The 14,477-nt window shown below is 62.6% G+C and carries 18 protein-coding genes; 13 read left to right on the top strand and 5 right to left on the bottom strand.

Features of this window, described 5'->3' with window-relative positions; all coding sequences use genetic code 11:
• Positions 1–33: 33 nt before the first annotated feature.
• Together ACN6NG_RS23885 and ACN6NG_RS23880 are read right to left on the bottom strand one after the other, a co-directional pair.
• Entirely contained in the window at positions 34–588 is a 555-nt protein-coding gene (locus tag ACN6NG_RS23885; RefSeq protein WP_016501242.1) for a L,D-transpeptidase family protein, read from the bottom strand.
• Between the two features lie 25 nt (positions 589–613).
• The gene (locus tag ACN6NG_RS23880; RefSeq protein WP_016501241.1) at positions 614–1,171 is read right to left on the bottom strand and encodes an NUDIX hydrolase; all 558 of its coding nucleotides are present in this window, start codon (positions 1,169–1,171) and stop codon (positions 614–616) included.
• 124 nt (positions 1,172–1,295) lie between these two features.
• Here ACN6NG_RS23880 and ACN6NG_RS23875 point away from each other — a divergent pair, with 124 nt between their 5' ends.
• The 5 genes from ACN6NG_RS23875 (at position 1,296) to purT (ending at position 4,441) form a co-directional block, all read left to right on the top strand.
• Positions 1,296–1,895, top strand: a complete 600-nt coding sequence (locus tag ACN6NG_RS23875; RefSeq protein ID WP_019470343.1) for a CoA pyrophosphatase — start codon at positions 1,296–1,298, stop codon at positions 1,893–1,895.
• Positions 1,896–1,939: 44 nt separating this feature from the next.
• Complete coding sequence (locus tag ACN6NG_RS23870) at positions 1,940–2,464, top strand: gamma carbonic anhydrase family protein (RefSeq protein WP_016501239.1); 525 nt, start codon at positions 1,940–1,942, stop codon at positions 2,462–2,464.
• Positions 2,454–2,651, top strand: coding sequence for a DUF1289 domain-containing protein (locus ACN6NG_RS23865; protein WP_016501238.1), 198 nt, complete (start codon positions 2,454–2,456; stop codon positions 2,649–2,651). Before ACN6NG_RS23870 ends, ACN6NG_RS23865 begins: the two co-directional genes overlap by 11 nt.
• A 64-nt stretch (positions 2,652–2,715) precedes the next feature.
• Positions 2,716–3,183, top strand: coding sequence for a VUT family protein (locus ACN6NG_RS23860; RefSeq protein ID WP_474316559.1), 468 nt, complete (start codon positions 2,716–2,718; stop codon positions 3,181–3,183).
• Positions 3,184–3,259: 76 nt separating this feature from the next.
• Entirely contained in the window at positions 3,260–4,441 is a 1,182-nt protein-coding gene (gene purT / locus ACN6NG_RS23855; protein WP_474316557.1) for a formate-dependent phosphoribosylglycinamide formyltransferase, read from the top strand.
• A gap of 38 nt (positions 4,442–4,479) precedes the next feature.
• Here the strand turns inward: purT and ACN6NG_RS23850 are convergent, their stop codons facing one another.
• The 3 genes from ACN6NG_RS23850 to ACN6NG_RS23840 form a co-directional block, all read right to left on the bottom strand.
• Positions 4,480–5,778 carry an MFS transporter gene (locus tag ACN6NG_RS23850; protein WP_016501236.1) on the bottom strand — a complete coding sequence of 433 codons (1,299 nt, stop codon included), beginning with the start codon at positions 5,776–5,778 and terminating at the stop codon, positions 4,480–4,482.
• Positions 5,779–6,052: 274 nt separating this feature from the next.
• The gene (locus ACN6NG_RS23845) at positions 6,053–7,258 is read right to left on the bottom strand and encodes a transporter associated domain-containing protein (protein ID WP_063426495.1); all 1,206 of its coding nucleotides are present in this window, start codon (positions 7,256–7,258) and stop codon (positions 6,053–6,055) included.
• A 9-nt stretch (positions 7,259–7,267) separates the two neighbouring features.
• Positions 7,268–8,077: a cytochrome C assembly family protein gene (locus tag ACN6NG_RS23840; RefSeq protein ID WP_063426497.1), complete on the bottom strand. Its 810-nt coding sequence runs from the start codon at positions 8,075–8,077 to the stop codon at positions 7,268–7,270.
• Positions 8,078–8,390: 313 nt separating this feature from the next.
• On the opposite strand from ACN6NG_RS23840, the gene ffh reads away from it, so the two are divergent.
• From ffh to ACN6NG_RS23800, 8 genes are all read left to right on the top strand, one after another.
• A complete protein-coding gene (gene ffh / locus ACN6NG_RS23835; RefSeq protein ID WP_016501233.1) occupies positions 8,391–9,767 on the top strand; it encodes a signal recognition particle protein in 1,377 nt (458 codons plus the stop codon).
• A 235-nt stretch (positions 9,768–10,002) separates the two neighbouring features.
• Complete coding sequence (rpsP, locus tag ACN6NG_RS23830; protein ID WP_016501232.1) at positions 10,003–10,254, top strand: 30S ribosomal protein S16; 252 nt, start codon at positions 10,003–10,005, stop codon at positions 10,252–10,254.
• Between the two features lie 5 nt (positions 10,255–10,259).
• Complete coding sequence (gene rimM, locus ACN6NG_RS23825) at positions 10,260–10,796, top strand: ribosome maturation factor RimM (RefSeq protein WP_016501231.1); 537 nt, start codon at positions 10,260–10,262, stop codon at positions 10,794–10,796.
• Positions 10,797–10,799: 3 nt separating this feature from the next.
• Positions 10,800–11,552, top strand: a complete 753-nt coding sequence (trmD, locus tag ACN6NG_RS23820) for a tRNA (guanosine(37)-N1)-methyltransferase TrmD (protein ID WP_049275611.1) — start codon at positions 10,800–10,802, stop codon at positions 11,550–11,552.
• A 43-nt stretch (positions 11,553–11,595) separates the two neighbouring features.
• Entirely contained in the window at positions 11,596–11,946 is a 351-nt protein-coding gene (gene rplS / locus ACN6NG_RS23815) for a 50S ribosomal protein L19 (protein WP_003252148.1), read from the top strand.
• A gap of 94 nt (positions 11,947–12,040) precedes the next feature.
• On the top strand, positions 12,041–12,448 hold the full coding sequence (locus ACN6NG_RS23810; RefSeq protein WP_019470347.1) for an acyl-CoA thioesterase: 408 nt from the start codon (positions 12,041–12,043) through the stop codon (positions 12,446–12,448).
• A 171-nt stretch (positions 12,449–12,619) separates the two neighbouring features.
• A complete protein-coding gene (xerD, locus tag ACN6NG_RS23805; RefSeq protein WP_016501227.1) occupies positions 12,620–13,516 on the top strand; it encodes a site-specific tyrosine recombinase XerD in 897 nt (298 codons plus the stop codon).
• Between the two features lie 153 nt (positions 13,517–13,669).
• On the top strand, positions 13,670–14,413 hold the full coding sequence (locus tag ACN6NG_RS23800) for a thioredoxin fold domain-containing protein (RefSeq protein ID WP_016501226.1): 744 nt from the start codon (positions 13,670–13,672) through the stop codon (positions 14,411–14,413).
• Positions 14,414–14,477: the final 64 nt, after the last annotated feature.

Here is a 14,477-nt window from a genome sequence, read left to right as displayed (position 1 = left end):
GCAACTGTCTTTCACCATCACTCCGGCTTCTCTTCAGGGCCGGATTTCGATCAACGTGCCATCGCGCACCAGTTCCCAGACTTCCTGCATGTCACGGTTACGCATGGCAATGCAGCCATCGGTCCAGTCCAGGGTGTGGAAATACCACTCCGGGTACTCGTCGTTGATCGGCGTGCCGTGAATCATGATCATGCTGCCGGCACTCACCCCTTCGCGGGTGGCGCGGGCGGCATCGCTCACGTTCGGATAGTTGATGTGCATGGCCAGGTTGAAGCGGTCGCTCTGCTTGCGCCAGTCCAGCCAGTACAGGCCTTCAGGGGTTTTCTTGTCGCCTTCGCGTTCCTTGGCGCCCTTTGGTTGCTTGCCCAGGGAAATACGGTAGGTTTTCAGCGGCTCGCCGCGGCTGATCAGTTGCAGGCGACGCTCGGACTTGATCACCAGCACCTTGTCGATCAGCGGTTGCATCGCCTGCTGTGAAGGCGATGGCGTTTGCGCTGCCGGCACGGGCTTGCGAATGATGGTCTCGGTGAAAGCCGCCTGGGACACCGAGGTAACGCAAAGGCAGAAAAGGGCAAGCAACCAGCGCATGTAACGGTATCCCTGAAGGCTTCTTCTAAGTAGAGGTCGAGGTCGAGACGTTCATCGGCGGCAGGTACTCATGGCCTATGGGGTAGTGCTGCCCGATGCGGTCGCGATAGTAGCATTCTAGTGTGCGTGTGACGGTGCGGAAAGCTAGCTCGCCCCACGGTATCTCATGTTGCTCGAACAACCGCACTTCCAGGCTTTCGACACCCACATCAAACGCCAGGTCTGCCAGCTCAGCGCGGAAGAACACATGCACCTGGTCGATGTGCGGCAAATCGAACAGCTGGTACAGGCTCATCGGCCCGACCCGGGCGCAGGCTTCCTCGACGGTTTCGCGACGGGCGGCCTGGTCGAGGGTTTCGCCGTTCTCCATGAAGCCGGCGGGCAGGGTCCAGAAGCCGCGACGTGGTTCGATGGCACGCCGGCACAGCAGCACCTGGCTGCCCCAGGTCGGTAGCACGCCGGCGACGATGTTGGGGTTCTGGTAATGGATGGTCTGGCAAGACTCGCAGACATACCGCAGGCGGCTATCGCCCTCGGGAATCCGCTGAGTGACCGGCTGGCCGCACGCGCTGCAGAATTTCATGTGGGGTTCCCTTTTGTTCAAGGCTATCTTGGCGCGCCGGCAGGGCCGCCGCAAGCGCGGGGGCTTGGGTGCTTCGCGGCTTTGGTGCATCATGCAAGGCAGGCCTTGGATACGAGCGTGCGCAATGCTGGACGAGCTACTTCGCCGAATGAGCAATCACCAACCCGCATCACTGGAAACCGACCGGCGGTTCCCCGAAGCGGCGGTCCTTTTGCCCATCACCCGCAGCGAAGCGCCCGAACTGGTCCTGACCCTGCGCGCCAAGGGCCTGTCCACCCATGGTGGCGAAGTGGCCTTTCCCGGTGGCCGACGCGACCCGGAAGACCCGGACCTGGTGTTTACCGCCCTGCGTGAAGCCGAAGAAGAAATCGGCCTGCCCCCCGGGCTGGTGGAAGTGGTAGGCCCGCTGAGCCCGCTGATTTCGCTGCATGGCCTTAAAGTGACGCCATTCGTCGGGCTTATTCCCGACTTCGTCGAATACCGCGCCAACGATGCCGAAATCGCGGCAGTATTCACTGTGCCGCTGGAATTCTTCCGCCAGGACCCGCGTGATCATACCCACCGTATCGATTATCAGGGGCGCAGCTGGTACGTGCCCAGCTACCGCTATGGCGAATACAAGATCTGGGGGTTGTCGGCGATCATGATCGTCGAGCTGGTCAACGTGCTGTTCGATGCCGGCATCAGCCTGCACCAGCCCCCTGAGCGTTATATCGAAAACTGAGCGGGGCCTACCCCGCCGTCTGCGTTCCAGCCTGAGGAGCATGCATGAAATACCGCCTGGGCGACTTGCGGGTCGAAAGCCACCCCACCAGTTGGGCCGCACCCAACGCCACGCTGATCGGCAACGTGCGCCTGCAGGCCAATGCCAGTGTGTGGTTTGGCGCGGTGCTGCGCGGGGATAACGAGCTGATCGATATCGGCGAAGGCAGCAACGTGCAGGATGGCACGGTGATGCACACCGACATGGGCTCGCCGCTGACCCTGGGCAAGGGCGTCACCGTTGGTCACAACGCCATGCTGCATGGCTGCACGGTGGGCGACTACAGCCTGGTCGGTATCAATGCCGTGATCCTCAACGGCGCGCGCATTGGCAAGCACTGCATCATCGGCGCCAATGCACTGATCGCCGAGGGCAAGGAAATCCCCGACGGTTCGCTGGTGGTCGGCTCGCCCGGCAAGGTCGTACGTGAGCTCACCGAGCAGCAGAAGCGCATGCTTGAAGCAAGTGCCGCACATTACGTGCACAATGCCCAGCGTTATGCCCAGGAGCTGGTGGTTGATGATGAGTAATGTGGTAGAGCGGCCGGTAGCCTCGCCGTGCGTAAGCATTTGTGCGCTGGACGAGCAGGATATCTGCACCGGCTGCCAGCGTACCGTGGCGGAGATTGGCCGCTGGGGGCGGATGGACAACGATGAGCGGCGGGCGGTGCTGAAGCTGTGCCATGAACGGGCAGTAGAGGCCGGCCTCATCCTGTAGGAGCGGCGTTGCCTGTCGAGGGCGCCAGCGGTAATCTGTACGGCTTGCCCACAGACTACCCGCCATGTTCTATCTGATTGCCTACATCAGCAGCGTAGTGCTGATCAACTACGCCTTTTCCAGCGCTCCGCACCTGGACATCATCTGGTCTGCCTGGGGCGGCCTGGTGTTCATCCTGCGCGACATGGTGCAGACCCGCTTCGGCCATGGCGCCCTGGTTGCCATGCTGGTGGCCCTGGTGCTGTCCTATGTCACCTCGGAACCGGCCATCGCCCTGGCCAGCGCCACCGCGTTCTTCATTTCCGAGCTGATCGACTGGCTGGTGTTCAGCATCACCCGCCGGCCGCTGCGCGACCGCCTGTGGCTGAGCTCGGCGCTGAGCATCCCGGTGGACACCTTCATCTTTTTCGGCATGATCGGCGCCCTGACCCCGGCAGTGATCGGCACCGCCATGGTGTCGAAGTTCGCCGGTGTCACTGCCGTGTGGCTGGCCATGGCATTTCGCGCCCGACGGGCTGCCGTCGCCGGTTGATGGTGTAGAATAGTGGTCCTTTTTCAGCGGGCGGCGCTCAGCCTGGCGCGGCCCCGGACGCCTTCGAGGACCTGAAATGACCCGTATCGGAACCCCCTTGTCGCCCACCGCGACCCGTGTACTGCTGTGCGGCTGTGGCGAGTTGGGCAAGGAAGTGGTGATCGAGCTGCAGCGCCTGGGCGTCGAAGTAATCGCCGTCGACCGCTACGCCAATGCCCCGGCCATGCAAGTGGCGCACCGCAGCCACGTGGTCAACATGCTCGATGGCGTTGCCCTGCGCGCGGTGATCGAGGCCGAGAAGCCGCATTATATCGTCCCGGAAATCGAAGCCATCGCCACCGCCACCCTGGTCGAGCTGGAAAACGAAGGTTTCAACGTGGTGCCGACAGCCCGCGCCACGCAGCTGACCATGAACCGTGAAGGCATCCGCCGTCTGGCCGCCGAAGAGCTGGACCTGCCGACCTCGCCGTATCACTTCGCCGACACCTATGAAGACTACGCCAAGGCCGTGGCCGATGTCGGTTACCCATGCGTGGTCAAGCCGGTGATGAGTTCGTCGGGCAAAGGCCAGAGCCTGCTGCGCAGCGACGCCGACCTGCAGAAGTCGTGGGACTACGCCCAGGAAGGCGGCCGCGCCGGCAAGGGCCGAGTGATCGTCGAGGGCTTTATCGACTTTGAATACGAAATTACCCTGCTGACCGTGCGCCACGTCGGCGGTACCACCTTCCTGGAGCCGGTTGGCCACCGCCAGGAAAAGGGCGACTATCAGGAGTCGTGGCAGCCGCAGGCCATGAGCCCGAAAGCGCTGGCCGAGTCGCAGCGCGTGGCCAAGGCTGTTACCGATGCCCTTGGCGGTCGTGGCCTGTTTGGCGTGGAACTGTTCGTGAAGGGCGACCAGGTGTGGTTCAGCGAAGTGTCGCCGCGCCCGCATGACACCGGCCTGGTCACCCTGATTTCCCAGGACCTGTCGCAGTTCGCCCTGCATGCCCGTGCGATTCTCGGCCTGCCGATCCCAGTGGTGCGCCAGTTTGGCCCGTCGGCGTCGGCGGTGATCCTGCCAGAAGGGCAGTCGCAGCAGACAAGCTTCGCCAACCTGGGCGTAGCGCTGAGCGAGCCGGATACCTCCATTCGCCTGTTCGGCAAGCCGGAAATCAACGGCACCCGCCGCATGGGCGTGTGCCTGGCGCGTGATGAGTCGGTCGAGCTGGCGCGGGCCAAGGCGACCCGCGCTTCGCAGGCGGTCAAGGTAGAGTTCTGATTCGAAACCGCAGGGGGCCGCAACGCGGCCCCCATTGCTTACAGCTCGGTATTACGGGTCTCTTTCAGGCACAGCACCGCAATCAGGCTGATCACCGCCGCAGCCGACACATAGCCCCCCACCCAGCTCAACCCGCCCATGCTCACCAGCTTCTGGGCAAAGAACGGTGCCGCAGAGGCCCCGACAATCCCGCCCAGGTTATACGCCGCCGAAGCCCCGGTATAACGCACGTGAGTCGGGAACAACTCGGGCAGCAGTGCCCCCATCGGCGCAAAGGTCACACCCATCAGGAACAGCTCGATGGCCAGGAACAGCGCCACACCTGTCGTCGATCCCGAAGTCAGCAGTGGCTCCATGGCAAAGCCCGAAGCTACGGCCAGCAGGCCGCCGACGATCAGCACCGGCTTGCGCCCGTAACGGTCGCTGAGCCAGGCCGACAGCGGCGTCGCCAGGGCCATGAACACCACCGCGAAGCACAGCAGGCCCAGGAACGTCTCGCGGCTGTAGCCCAACGTGGTCACGCCGTAGCTCAGCGAGAACACTGTGGAGATATAGAACAGCGCGTAGCACACAACCATCGCCGCAGCGCCCAGCAGGGTGGGCAGCCAGTAGCTGGAAAACAGCTCGACCACTGGCATTTTCACCCGCTCGTGGCGGGCGACAGCCTTGGCGAAGACCGGGCTTTCTTCAAGTTTCAGGCGCACATACAGGCCCACCAGCACCAGCGCCGCACTGAGCAGGAACGGAATACGCCAGCCCCATTCACGGAACTGCTCGTCGCTGAGCGTCAGGGCCAGGGTCAGGAACAGGCCGTTGGCGGCCAAAAAGCCGATCGAAGGGCCCAACTGGGGGAACATACCGAACCAGGCGCGCTTGCCTTCGGGGGCGTTCTCGGTGGCCAGCAGCGCCGCGCCACCCCATTCACCGCCCAGGCCCAGGCCTTGGCCAAAGCGCAGCAGGCACAGGATGATCGGTGCCCACACGCCAATGCTGTCATAGCCCGGCAATACGCCGATGGCTGTGGTGGAGACACCCATCAGCAGCAGCGAGGCAACCAGGGTCGATTTGCGGCCGATACGGTCGCCAAAGTGACCGAACAACGCAGAACCCAGCGGGCGGGCGAGGAAGGCGATGCCGAAGGTGAGGAAGGCCGCCAGCATTTGCGCGGTGCCCGACCCGGATGGGAAGAATACCGGGCCGATCACCAAGGCAGCAGCAGTGGCGTACACGTAGAAGTCGTAGAACTCGATGGCGGTGCCGATGAAGCTGGCAGTGGCTACCCGCGCGGGCGAGTTGACCGGCGCGGCAGGCGCTTCGGCGTAGGTGCTGCTTGTCATTAAGTAGGTCCCTGACAGTCTGGTCCGGCTCCATGGGCATGGCCCGCGCGGTGTGCTGAGCAAAAGGGCAGGCACGGTTGCGCGGGCGCCGGAGCGTTTTGTTGTTGTGTGCGCTCGACTGACGATAGCCCAGGGGGGATAGGGGCGGGGCGGGCACTGTTCGGGGTGTTGAAGCAGGACCGCGGGGCGTGTCAGTGGAGCGGACTGGCCGTGGAACGCCGGGTGCGGGTAGCAGGCGTGACGGCGGGGCTGGGTAAGCGTGACCCGAGTATAGCTATCGGGTCACGGTCCACACCAGTACCTTACTGGCACAATTGTCCTCTGTTTCGAGGATTTCCAGGCGATAGCGGCCGATCTTCAGGCAAACGGCACTTTCCGGGATGCTTTCCAGTGCTTCGGTAACCAGCCCGTTGAGGGTTTTCGGCCCGCCGTCGCAGGGCAGGTGCCAGCCCAGGGTGCGGTTGATTTCGCGCAGCGAAGCGTTGCCGTCGATGACGAAGGTGCCATCGGGCTGCGGGTGTACGTGGGGGTTTTCCAGGCTCTGTTCGTCCTCGAACTCGCCAACGATCTCTTCGAGGATGTCTTCCAGGGTGACGATGCCCTGTACCTCGCCGTACTCGTCCACTACCACACCCAGCCGGCGCTGCTGCTTGTGGAAGTTCAGCAACTGCATTTGCAGGGGCGTGCTTTCTGGCACGAAATAGGGTTCGTAGCAGGCGCTGTGCAGCGCCTCCAGGGTCAGGTCGGCCTTGGGCAGCAGGTGGCTGATCAGCTTGGTGTTGAGGATTGCTTCAACCTGGTTGATGTCGTTGTGGTAGACCGGCAGGCGGGTGTGGCGGCTGATGATCAACTGCTCGATGATGCGCCCGATCGGCTCGTCGAGGTTGATGCCGTCCACTTCGTTGCGTGGTACCAGGATGTCGTTGACGGTGACCTTGTCCAGCGACTGCAGGCCGTCGAGCAGGCCGTGGCGGGGTGTTTCGTGCTCCTCGTCTTCGTCAAAGTCGTCGGCTTCCTGAGGGTGCAGGGCCACGGCCGTAGGTTGCACGCGGAACGGGCGCAGGAGCAGCTTGGCGAAACCGTCCAGCAGGCAGGCCACTGGCTGCAGCAGGGCGAGGGGCACTTTCAGCAGGCTGGTACCCAGGTTGACGCATGCCTGCGGGTTGCGCCGGGCCAGGCGCCGCGGCAGGTATTCGGCAAACACCAGCAGGGTGAGGGTGGCGGCCAGCCCTGCCAGCCAAAAGCCGTGCTCGCCGCTATGGCGCTGGCCGACCAGGCAGGCCAGGCCCAACACCAGCAGCTTGCCCAGGCTGGCGCACAGCACCAAGGCCTGGGCCGGGAGCACGGGCTGGCCGTCCTCGTGGGGGCGCAGCGTGCCATTGAGCTGTAGGCGGGCGGCATCCACCGTGGTGAACAGCGCCGACCACAACAGCGCCAGTGCCAGGGTGCCGAATAGCGGTGCGTACGGCAGTGTGTCCATGAGCGGCCGTCAGATATGCAGGATGAATTCGCGAACCAGCTTGCTGCCGAAATAGGCCAGCATCAGCAGGCAGAAACCGGCCAGCGTCCAGCGGATGGCCTTGTGGCCACGCCAGCCCAGGCGGGTGCGGCCCCACAGCAGTACGCTGAACACCACCCAGGCGACACAGGCCAGCAAGGTCTTGTGTACCAGGTGCTGGGCGAACAGGTTGTCGAGGAACAGCCAGCCGGAGATCAGCGACAGCGACAGCAGGCACCAGCCGGCCCAGAGGAAGCCGAACAGCAGGCTTTCCATGGTTTGCAAGGGCGGGAAGTTGCGGATCAGCCCGGAGGGGTGCTTGTTCTTCAGCTGGTGGTCCTGCAGCAGCAGCAGCAGCGACTGGAACACCGCGATGGTGAACAGCCCGTACGCCAGGATCGACAGCAGGATATGCGCGAGGATGCCCGGCTCTTCGTTGATCAGCGGCACAGTGCCAGGCGGCGCGAACTGCGCCAGCAGCGCCGTCACCGCGCCCAGCGGGAACAGCAGCACCAGCAGGTTTTCGACCGGTATGCGCAGGCAGGCCAGCAGGGTCAGGCCGATGACGGCCACGGCGATCAGGCTGGCGGCGCTGAAGAAGTCCAGGCTCAGGCCCAGCGGGGTGATCAGCTGGAAGTACAGCGCACCGGCCTGGGCGAGCACCGCGAAGGTACCCAGCAGGGCGAGCAGGCGCTTGTCGGACTTGCGGCCCTGGGCCAGGTGCGAGCCCTGGTAGATGGCCGCCGCTATATATAGGCCGGCAGCGATCAGGTTGGGGATGAGGCTGGGAGAGGAGACCATAAGTCCTGGTTGGCGAGCCTTAAAGAGACGGAGTTTGGCATAGATTCCGCTGATCAAGGAAGACTGAAGGCTTGCGTCAGGGCATTCGCGGGCTCGCCCGCTCCCACAGGTAATGCGCAGGTCCGCAACAGGGTTGAAATCCTGTGGGAGCGAGCGTGCCCGCGAAGGGGGCAGTGCAGCCACCGAATATCTCCCAAGGTGTGCGCCGCCGCCGCACTTCGCTATAATCGCCGCCTTGCTGTGCCCGGCGGGTGTGTATTTCCCCCAGGGTGCCTGACAAACCTCGGCTTTTACTGGGCCTGAAAGGATCACCATGTTCGAAAACCTGACCGACCGCCTGTCACAGACGCTGCGCCATGTCACCGGCAAGGCCAAGCTGACCGAAGACAACATCAAGGACACGCTGCGCGAAGTGCGCATGGCCCTGCTCGAGGCCGACGTTGCCCTGCCGGTGGTCAAGGATTTCGTCAATAGCGTCAAGGAACGTGCGGTCGGCACCGAAGTGTCGCGCAGCCTGACCCCGGGCCAGGCGTTCGTGAAGATCGTCCAGGCCGAGCTGGAAAGCCTGATGGGCGCGGCCAACGAAGACCTCGCGCTAAATGCCGCACCGCCTGCCGTGGTACTGATGGCCGGCCTGCAGGGTGCGGGTAAGACCACCACCGCCGGCAAGCTGGCGCGCTTCCTTAAAGAGCGCAAGAAAAAGACCGTGATGGTGGTATCCGCCGACGTCTACCGCCCGGCGGCGATCAAGCAGCTGGAAACCCTGGCCAACGACATCGGCGTCACGTTCTTCCCGTCCGACATCAGCCAGAAACCGGTGGCCATTGCCGAAGCGGCCATCCGCGAAGCCAAGCTGAAGTTCATCGATGTGGTCATCGTCGACACCGCCGGCCGTTTGCACATCGACGCCGACATGATGGACGAGATCAAGGCGCTGCACGCTGCGGTCAAGCCGATCGAGACCCTGTTCGTGGTCGACGCCATGACCGGCCAGGACGCCGCCAACACTGCCAAGGCCTTTGGCGAGGCCCTGCCGCTGACCGGCGTGGTGCTCACCAAGGTTGACGGTGACGCCCGTGGCGGTGCTGCACTGTCGGTACGTGCCATCACCGGCAAGCCGATCAAGTTCATCGGTATGGGTGAGAAGACCGAGGCCCTCGAGCCGTTCCACCCCGACCGCGTCGCTTCGCGCATCCTCGGCATGGGCGACGTGCTCAGCCTGATCGAGCAGGCCGAGCAGACCATCGACAAGGCCAAGGCCGACAAGCTGGCCAAGAAGCTGAAGAAGGGCAAGGGCTTCGACCTCGAAGACTTCCGCGACCAGCTGCAACAGATGAAGAACATGGGCGGCCTGGGCGGCCTGATGGACAAGCTGCCGAGCATCGGCGGGGTCAACCTGTCGCAGATGGGCAATGCCCAGGGCGCGGCCGAGAAGCAGTTCAAGCAGATGGAAGCGATCATCAACTCCATGACCCCGGCGGAGCGCCGCGACCCTGACCTGATCAGCGGTTCGCGCAAGCGCCGTATCGCCCTTGGCTCCGGCACCCAGGTGCAGGACATCGGCCGGCTGATCAAGCAGCACAAGCAAATGCAGAAGATGATGAAGAAATTTTCTGCCAAAGGCGGCATGGCCAAGATGATGCGCGGCCTTGGCGGCATGATGCCCGGCGGCGGCATGCCCAAGCTGTAAACAGATTCAGGTCAGTGGCGGCAACCCCGCCGCTGACCGGAACCCGCTTCGGCGGGAACACCGCCGCCCCTATGATGAGGCGGCTTAATAGCAGATCAGCAGGCTGGCCGTTTTATTTGAAGTAAAAAGGCATTTGCAAATGTCCGTATATTCCTTGAGAATGTGCGGCCTTTCGGGCACCCGTGTGCCCGCTGTGCATCATGATTTGCAGCACCGACTACAGGAACGATGTTCAATGCTTACCATTCGTCTTGCCCGTGGCGGCTCCAAAAAGCGCCCGTTTTACCAACTGACCGTAACCGACTCGCGTAACCCGCGTGACGGCTCCCACATCGAACAGGTTGGCTTCTTCAACCCTATCGCTCGTGGTCAGGAAGTTCGTCTGTCCGTTAAACAAGACCGCGTTGCTCACTGGCTGAGCATCGGCGCACAGCCGTCTGAGCGTGTTGCTCAGCTGCTGAAGGAAGCGGCCAAGGCTGCTGCCTGAACCGTATGAACGCGACGCCAGAAAAGGCTGACGACCTCATCGTCGTTGGCAAGATTTTTTCGGTTCACGGCGTTCGCGGCGAGGTGAAGGTGTATTCCTTTACCGATCCGATTGAAAACCTGTTGGATTACCGTAACTGGACGCTTCGGCGCGAAGGGTCGGTCAAGCAGGTTGAGCTGGTCAGTGGCCGTTCCAATAAAAAGGAGCTGGTCGCCAAGCTCAAAGGGCTCGACGATCGTGACGAAGCGCGTCTTCTGAGCGGTTACGAGATTTGCATCTCGCGCAGCCTTTTGCCCAACCTGACGGACGACGAGTACTACTGGTACCAGTTGGTCGGTCTGAAAGTCATCAACCAGGACGAACAGCTGTTCGGCACGGTTGATCACCTGTTGGAGACCGGCGCGAACGATGTAATGGTGGTCAAGCCTTGCGCAGGCAGCCTGGATGACCGTGAGCGCTTGTTGCCCTATACGGCGCAATGTGTGCTGGCAGTCGACCTTGAAGCCGGTGTGATGCGGGTCGAATGGGACGCGGATTTCTAACTGATGGGTAACCTTCGCGTAGAAGTCATCACGTTGTTCCCCGAGATGTTCTCGGCCATTACGGAGTACGGCATTACCAGCCGCGCGGTGAAGCAGGGCTTGTTGCAAGTCACTTGCTGGAATCCGCGGGACTACACCAGTGATCGCCACCACACGGTGGATGATCGGCCTTTTGGCGGTGGTCCGGGGATGGTGATGAAGATCAAGCCTCTGGAAGATGCGCTGGCCAGTGCCAGGCAAGCGACCGGAGCAACGGCAAAGGTAATCTACCTTTCGCCACAAGGCCGCAAGCTGGATCAGCAAGCGGTCAAAGGCTTGGCCGAACAGGAATCTTTGATCCTGATCGCCGGCCGTTATGAAGGCATTGACGAGCGTTTTATTGATGCTTATGTCGATGAAGAGTGGTCGATTGGCGACTATGTGCTTTCCGGTGGTGAGCTACCGGCCATGGTACTGATCGATGCGGTTACGCGGCTGCTGCCCGGAGCTTTAGGGCATGTAGGCTCGGCGGAGGAAGATTCCTTCACCGATGGCTTGCTGGATTGCCCGCACTACACCCGACCTGAGGTGTATGCGGATCAGCGTGTTCCCGACGTGTTGCTAAGTGGCAACCATGCACATATCCGGCGATGGCGGATGAAGCAGTCCCTTGGTAGGACCTTCGAACGACGCGCCGATCTTCTGGAAAGTCGCTCACTTTCTGGAGAAGAGAAAAAGCTGCTCGAGGAATACCTCCGCGAGCGGAACGATAGTTAACGTATCGATGGTGGATCACGTTTGTCCACCTTAGGAGCACAGCATGACTAACAAAATCATCCAGCAGCTCGAAGCAGAGCAGATGAGCAAGGAAATCCCGACCTTCGCACCAGGCGACACCGTTGTCGTTCAGGTTAAAGTGAAGGAAGGTGAGCGTTCCCGTCTGCAGGCTTTCGAAGGCGTTGTTATCGCCAAGCGTAACCGTGGTCTGAACAGCGCCTTCACCGTGCGCAAGATCTCGAGCGGCGTTGGTGTTGAGCGTACCTTCCAGACCTACAGCCCGCAAATCGACAGCCTGGCCGTGAAACGTCGTGGTGACGTGCGTAAAGCCAAGCTGTACTACCTGCGCGACCTGTCCGGCAAAGCCGCTCGCATCAAGGAAAAACTGTCCTGAGGACAGTTTGCCCGGTGGCCAAGGCCGCCTAGCGAGAAAAAAGCAGCCTTCGGGCTGCTTTTTTGCGTTTTGAACCCCCGAAGATGTGATTGCCATGACTACCCGAGACCAGGAAATCCAGCGCCGCACCGAGTTGTCGGTGACCCGCGTGACCAAGGCGGTGTTCCCCAACACCACCAACCACCACAACACCCTGTTCGGCGGCACCGCCCTGGCCTGGATGGACGAAGTGTCGTTCATTGCCGCCACGCGCTTCTGTCGCCTGCCGCTGGTGACCGTGTCCACTGACCGCATCGACTTCAAGCACCCGATCCCGGCGGGCTCGATCGTCGAATTGGTGGGCTCGGTAATCAAGGTCGGCAATACCAGCCTGCAGGTGCAGGTGGACGTATTTGTCGAGAACATGTACCTGGACGGCCGCGAGCGGGCGATTCACGGGGTGTTCAGCTTTGTCGCCATCGACGAGGACAAGCGCCCGGTCCCCGTTTTGCCCCAGGCCTGAGCTTTTCCTGCGGCGGCCCTTTCGCGGCTAAAGCCGCTCCCACAGGGGTAAACAATTCCTGATCCTGTGGGGAACCCTGTGGGAGCGGCTTTAGCCGCGAAGAGGCCAGTACAGACAACCTGTCAGCTGCTGTGAAACACTAGGCCAACGTCCAACATCCAGCAGCCCCGAATGCCCGCCCTAGACCACCCCCTGATCGACCAGTTTCTCGACGCCCTGTGGCTTGAAAAAGGCCTGTCCGACAACACCCGCGTGTCCTACCGCAGCGATCTGGCATTGTTCAACGGCTGGTTGCAGGAACATTCGGTTTCCCTGCCCGACGCTGGCCGTGACCTGATCCTCGACCACCTGGCCTGGCGCCTCGATCAGGGCTACAAGCCACGCTCCACGGCGCGCTTCCTGTCCGGCCTGCGCGGTTTCTTCCGCTATCTGCTGCGGGAAAAGCTGGTGGCGGTAGACCCGACCCTGCAGGTCGACATGCCGCAACTGGGCAAGCCGCTGCCCAAGTCGTTGTCCGAAGCCGACGTTGAAGCCTTGCTGCAGGCCCCGGACCTGGGCGAAGCCATCGGCCAGCGCGACCGCGCCATGCTCGAAGTGCTCTATGCGTGCGGCCTGCGCGTCACCGAGCTGGTCAGCCTGACCCTCGACCAGGTCAACCTGCGCCAGGGTGTGCTGCGGGTGATGGGCAAGGGCAGCAAGGAGCGCCTGGTGCCCATGGGCGAGGAGGCAGTGGTGTGGCTGGAACGCTACCAGCGCAATGGCCGTGCCGAGTTGCTCAATGGCCGCCCCAGCGATGTGCTGTTCCCCAGCCAGCGCGGCGAGCAGATGACCCGCCAGACCTTCTGGCACCGCATCAAGCACCATGCCCGGGTGGCAGGTATCGACAAATCGCTGTCGCCGCACACGCTGCGCCACGCGTTCGCCACCCACCTGCTCAACCATGGCGCCGACCTGCGCGTGGTGCAGATGCTGCTTGGTCACAGCGACCTTTCGACCACCCAGATCTACACCCACGTTGCCAAGGCCCGCCTGCAGCAGTTGCACGCGCAGCACCACCCGCGTGGATGAATGTTTTTCATGTTCCGCCGACTGGTCCTTGCAAGGCCCTTCACCGGTGGTGTGATGTGGTAGGCTTGGGCGGTTTGCACCAAGGGCCGCACGGCCACCGCGTCTTTTCCGCAGGTGGCGCCCTCCGGTCCCTGTCCGCCTTCAGGAGTTCCCATGCGCGTGACCCAGTTTTTCGCCGCCGCCGCGTTGGCGCTGGCCAGTACCTTCGCTGTTGCCGCGGCAACCGATAGCAACGCCGTCGCCGAGCAGGCCATCCGCAAATCGCTGCAGAACCTCGAGCTGGAAGTGCCCGTCGAAAGCGTGGCCAGCAGCCCGCTGAACGGCCTGTATGAAGTCAAGCTGCAGGGCGGCCGCGTGCTGTACGCCAGCGCCGACGGCCAGTTCGTGATGCAGGGCTACCTGTTCCAGATCCAGGACGGCAAGCCGGTCAACCTCACCGAGAAAACCGAGCGTATGGGCGTCGCCAAGCTCATCAACGGCATTCCAGCGGCCGAGATGGTGGTTTATCCTGCCAAGGGCGAGACCAAGTCGCACATCACCGTGTTCACCGACACCACCTGCCCGTATTGCCACAAGCTGCACGCCGAAGTGCCCGAGCTGAACCGTCGCGGTATCGAAGTGCGCTATGTCGCCTTCCCGCGCCAGGGGCTGGGCTCGCCGGGTGACCAGCAGTTGCAGGCTGTGTGGTGCTCCAGCGATCGCCGTGGGGCGATGGACAAGATGGTCGAAGGTGAAGAGATCAAGGCCGCCAAGTGCGCCAACCCGGTCGGCAAGCAGTTCCAGTTGGGGCAGTCGATCGGCGTCAATGGCACGCCGGCCATCGTCCTTGAAAGCGGCCAGGTCATTCCGGGCTACCAGCCGGCACCGCAAGTCGCCAAGCTGGCACTTGCCAAGTAATCCAATTCAGTACGCCGTCGTCATGGGGTGACGGCATGTTTCACGGTCGGCGAAGGTGTCGGCC

It is taken from the genome of Pseudomonas sp. TSO6 (assembly GCF_056098905.1).
Note: the sequence above shows the minus strand (reverse complement) of the source record. Positions and strands in the feature narration are given on the sequence as shown.

Bases quoted from the DNA above. Each gene is read 5' to 3' on its own strand.
- rimM (WP_016501231.1), top strand. From the start codon at position 10,260: ATGAACGCGACGCCAGAAAAGGCTGACGACCTCATCGTCGTTGGCAAG.
- ACN6NG_RS23850 (WP_016501236.1), bottom strand. From the start codon at position 5,778: ATGACAAGCAGCACCTACGCCGAAGCGCCTGCCGCGCCGGTCAACTCG.
- purT (WP_474316557.1), top strand. From the start codon at position 3,260: ATGACCCGTATCGGAACCCCCTTGTCGCCCACCGCGACCCGTGTACTG.
- ACN6NG_RS23845 (WP_063426495.1), bottom strand. From the start codon at position 7,258: ATGGACACACTGCCGTACGCACCGCTATTCGGCACCCTGGCACTGGCG.
- rplS (WP_003252148.1), top strand. From the start codon at position 11,596: ATGACTAACAAAATCATCCAGCAGCTCGAAGCAGAGCAGATGAGCAAG.
- ACN6NG_RS23860 (WP_474316559.1), top strand. From the start codon at position 2,716: ATGTTCTATCTGATTGCCTACATCAGCAGCGTAGTGCTGATCAACTAC.
- ACN6NG_RS23840 (WP_063426497.1), bottom strand. From the start codon at position 8,077: ATGGTCTCCTCTCCCAGCCTCATCCCCAACCTGATCGCTGCCGGCCTA.
- trmD (WP_049275611.1), top strand. From the start codon at position 10,800: ATGGGTAACCTTCGCGTAGAAGTCATCACGTTGTTCCCCGAGATGTTC.
- ACN6NG_RS23880 (WP_016501241.1), bottom strand. From the start codon at position 1,171: ATGAAATTCTGCAGCGCGTGCGGCCAGCCGGTCACTCAGCGGATTCCC.
- ACN6NG_RS23885 (WP_016501242.1), bottom strand. From the start codon at position 588: ATGCGCTGGTTGCTTGCCCTTTTCTGCCTTTGCGTTACCTCGGTGTCC.
- ACN6NG_RS23810 (WP_019470347.1), top strand. From the start codon at position 12,041: ATGACTACCCGAGACCAGGAAATCCAGCGCCGCACCGAGTTGTCGGTG.
- ACN6NG_RS23870 (WP_016501239.1), top strand. From the start codon at position 1,940: ATGAAATACCGCCTGGGCGACTTGCGGGTCGAAAGCCACCCCACCAGT.
- ACN6NG_RS23865 (WP_016501238.1), top strand. From the start codon at position 2,454: ATGATGAGTAATGTGGTAGAGCGGCCGGTAGCCTCGCCGTGCGTAAGC.
- ACN6NG_RS23875 (WP_019470343.1), top strand. From the start codon at position 1,296: ATGCTGGACGAGCTACTTCGCCGAATGAGCAATCACCAACCCGCATCA.
- rpsP (WP_016501232.1), top strand. From the start codon at position 10,003: ATGCTTACCATTCGTCTTGCCCGTGGCGGCTCCAAAAAGCGCCCGTTT.
- xerD (WP_016501227.1), top strand. From the start codon at position 12,620: ATGCCCGCCCTAGACCACCCCCTGATCGACCAGTTTCTCGACGCCCTG.
- ACN6NG_RS23800 (WP_016501226.1), top strand. From the start codon at position 13,670: ATGCGCGTGACCCAGTTTTTCGCCGCCGCCGCGTTGGCGCTGGCCAGT.
- ffh (WP_016501233.1), top strand. From the start codon at position 8,391: ATGTTCGAAAACCTGACCGACCGCCTGTCACAGACGCTGCGCCATGTC.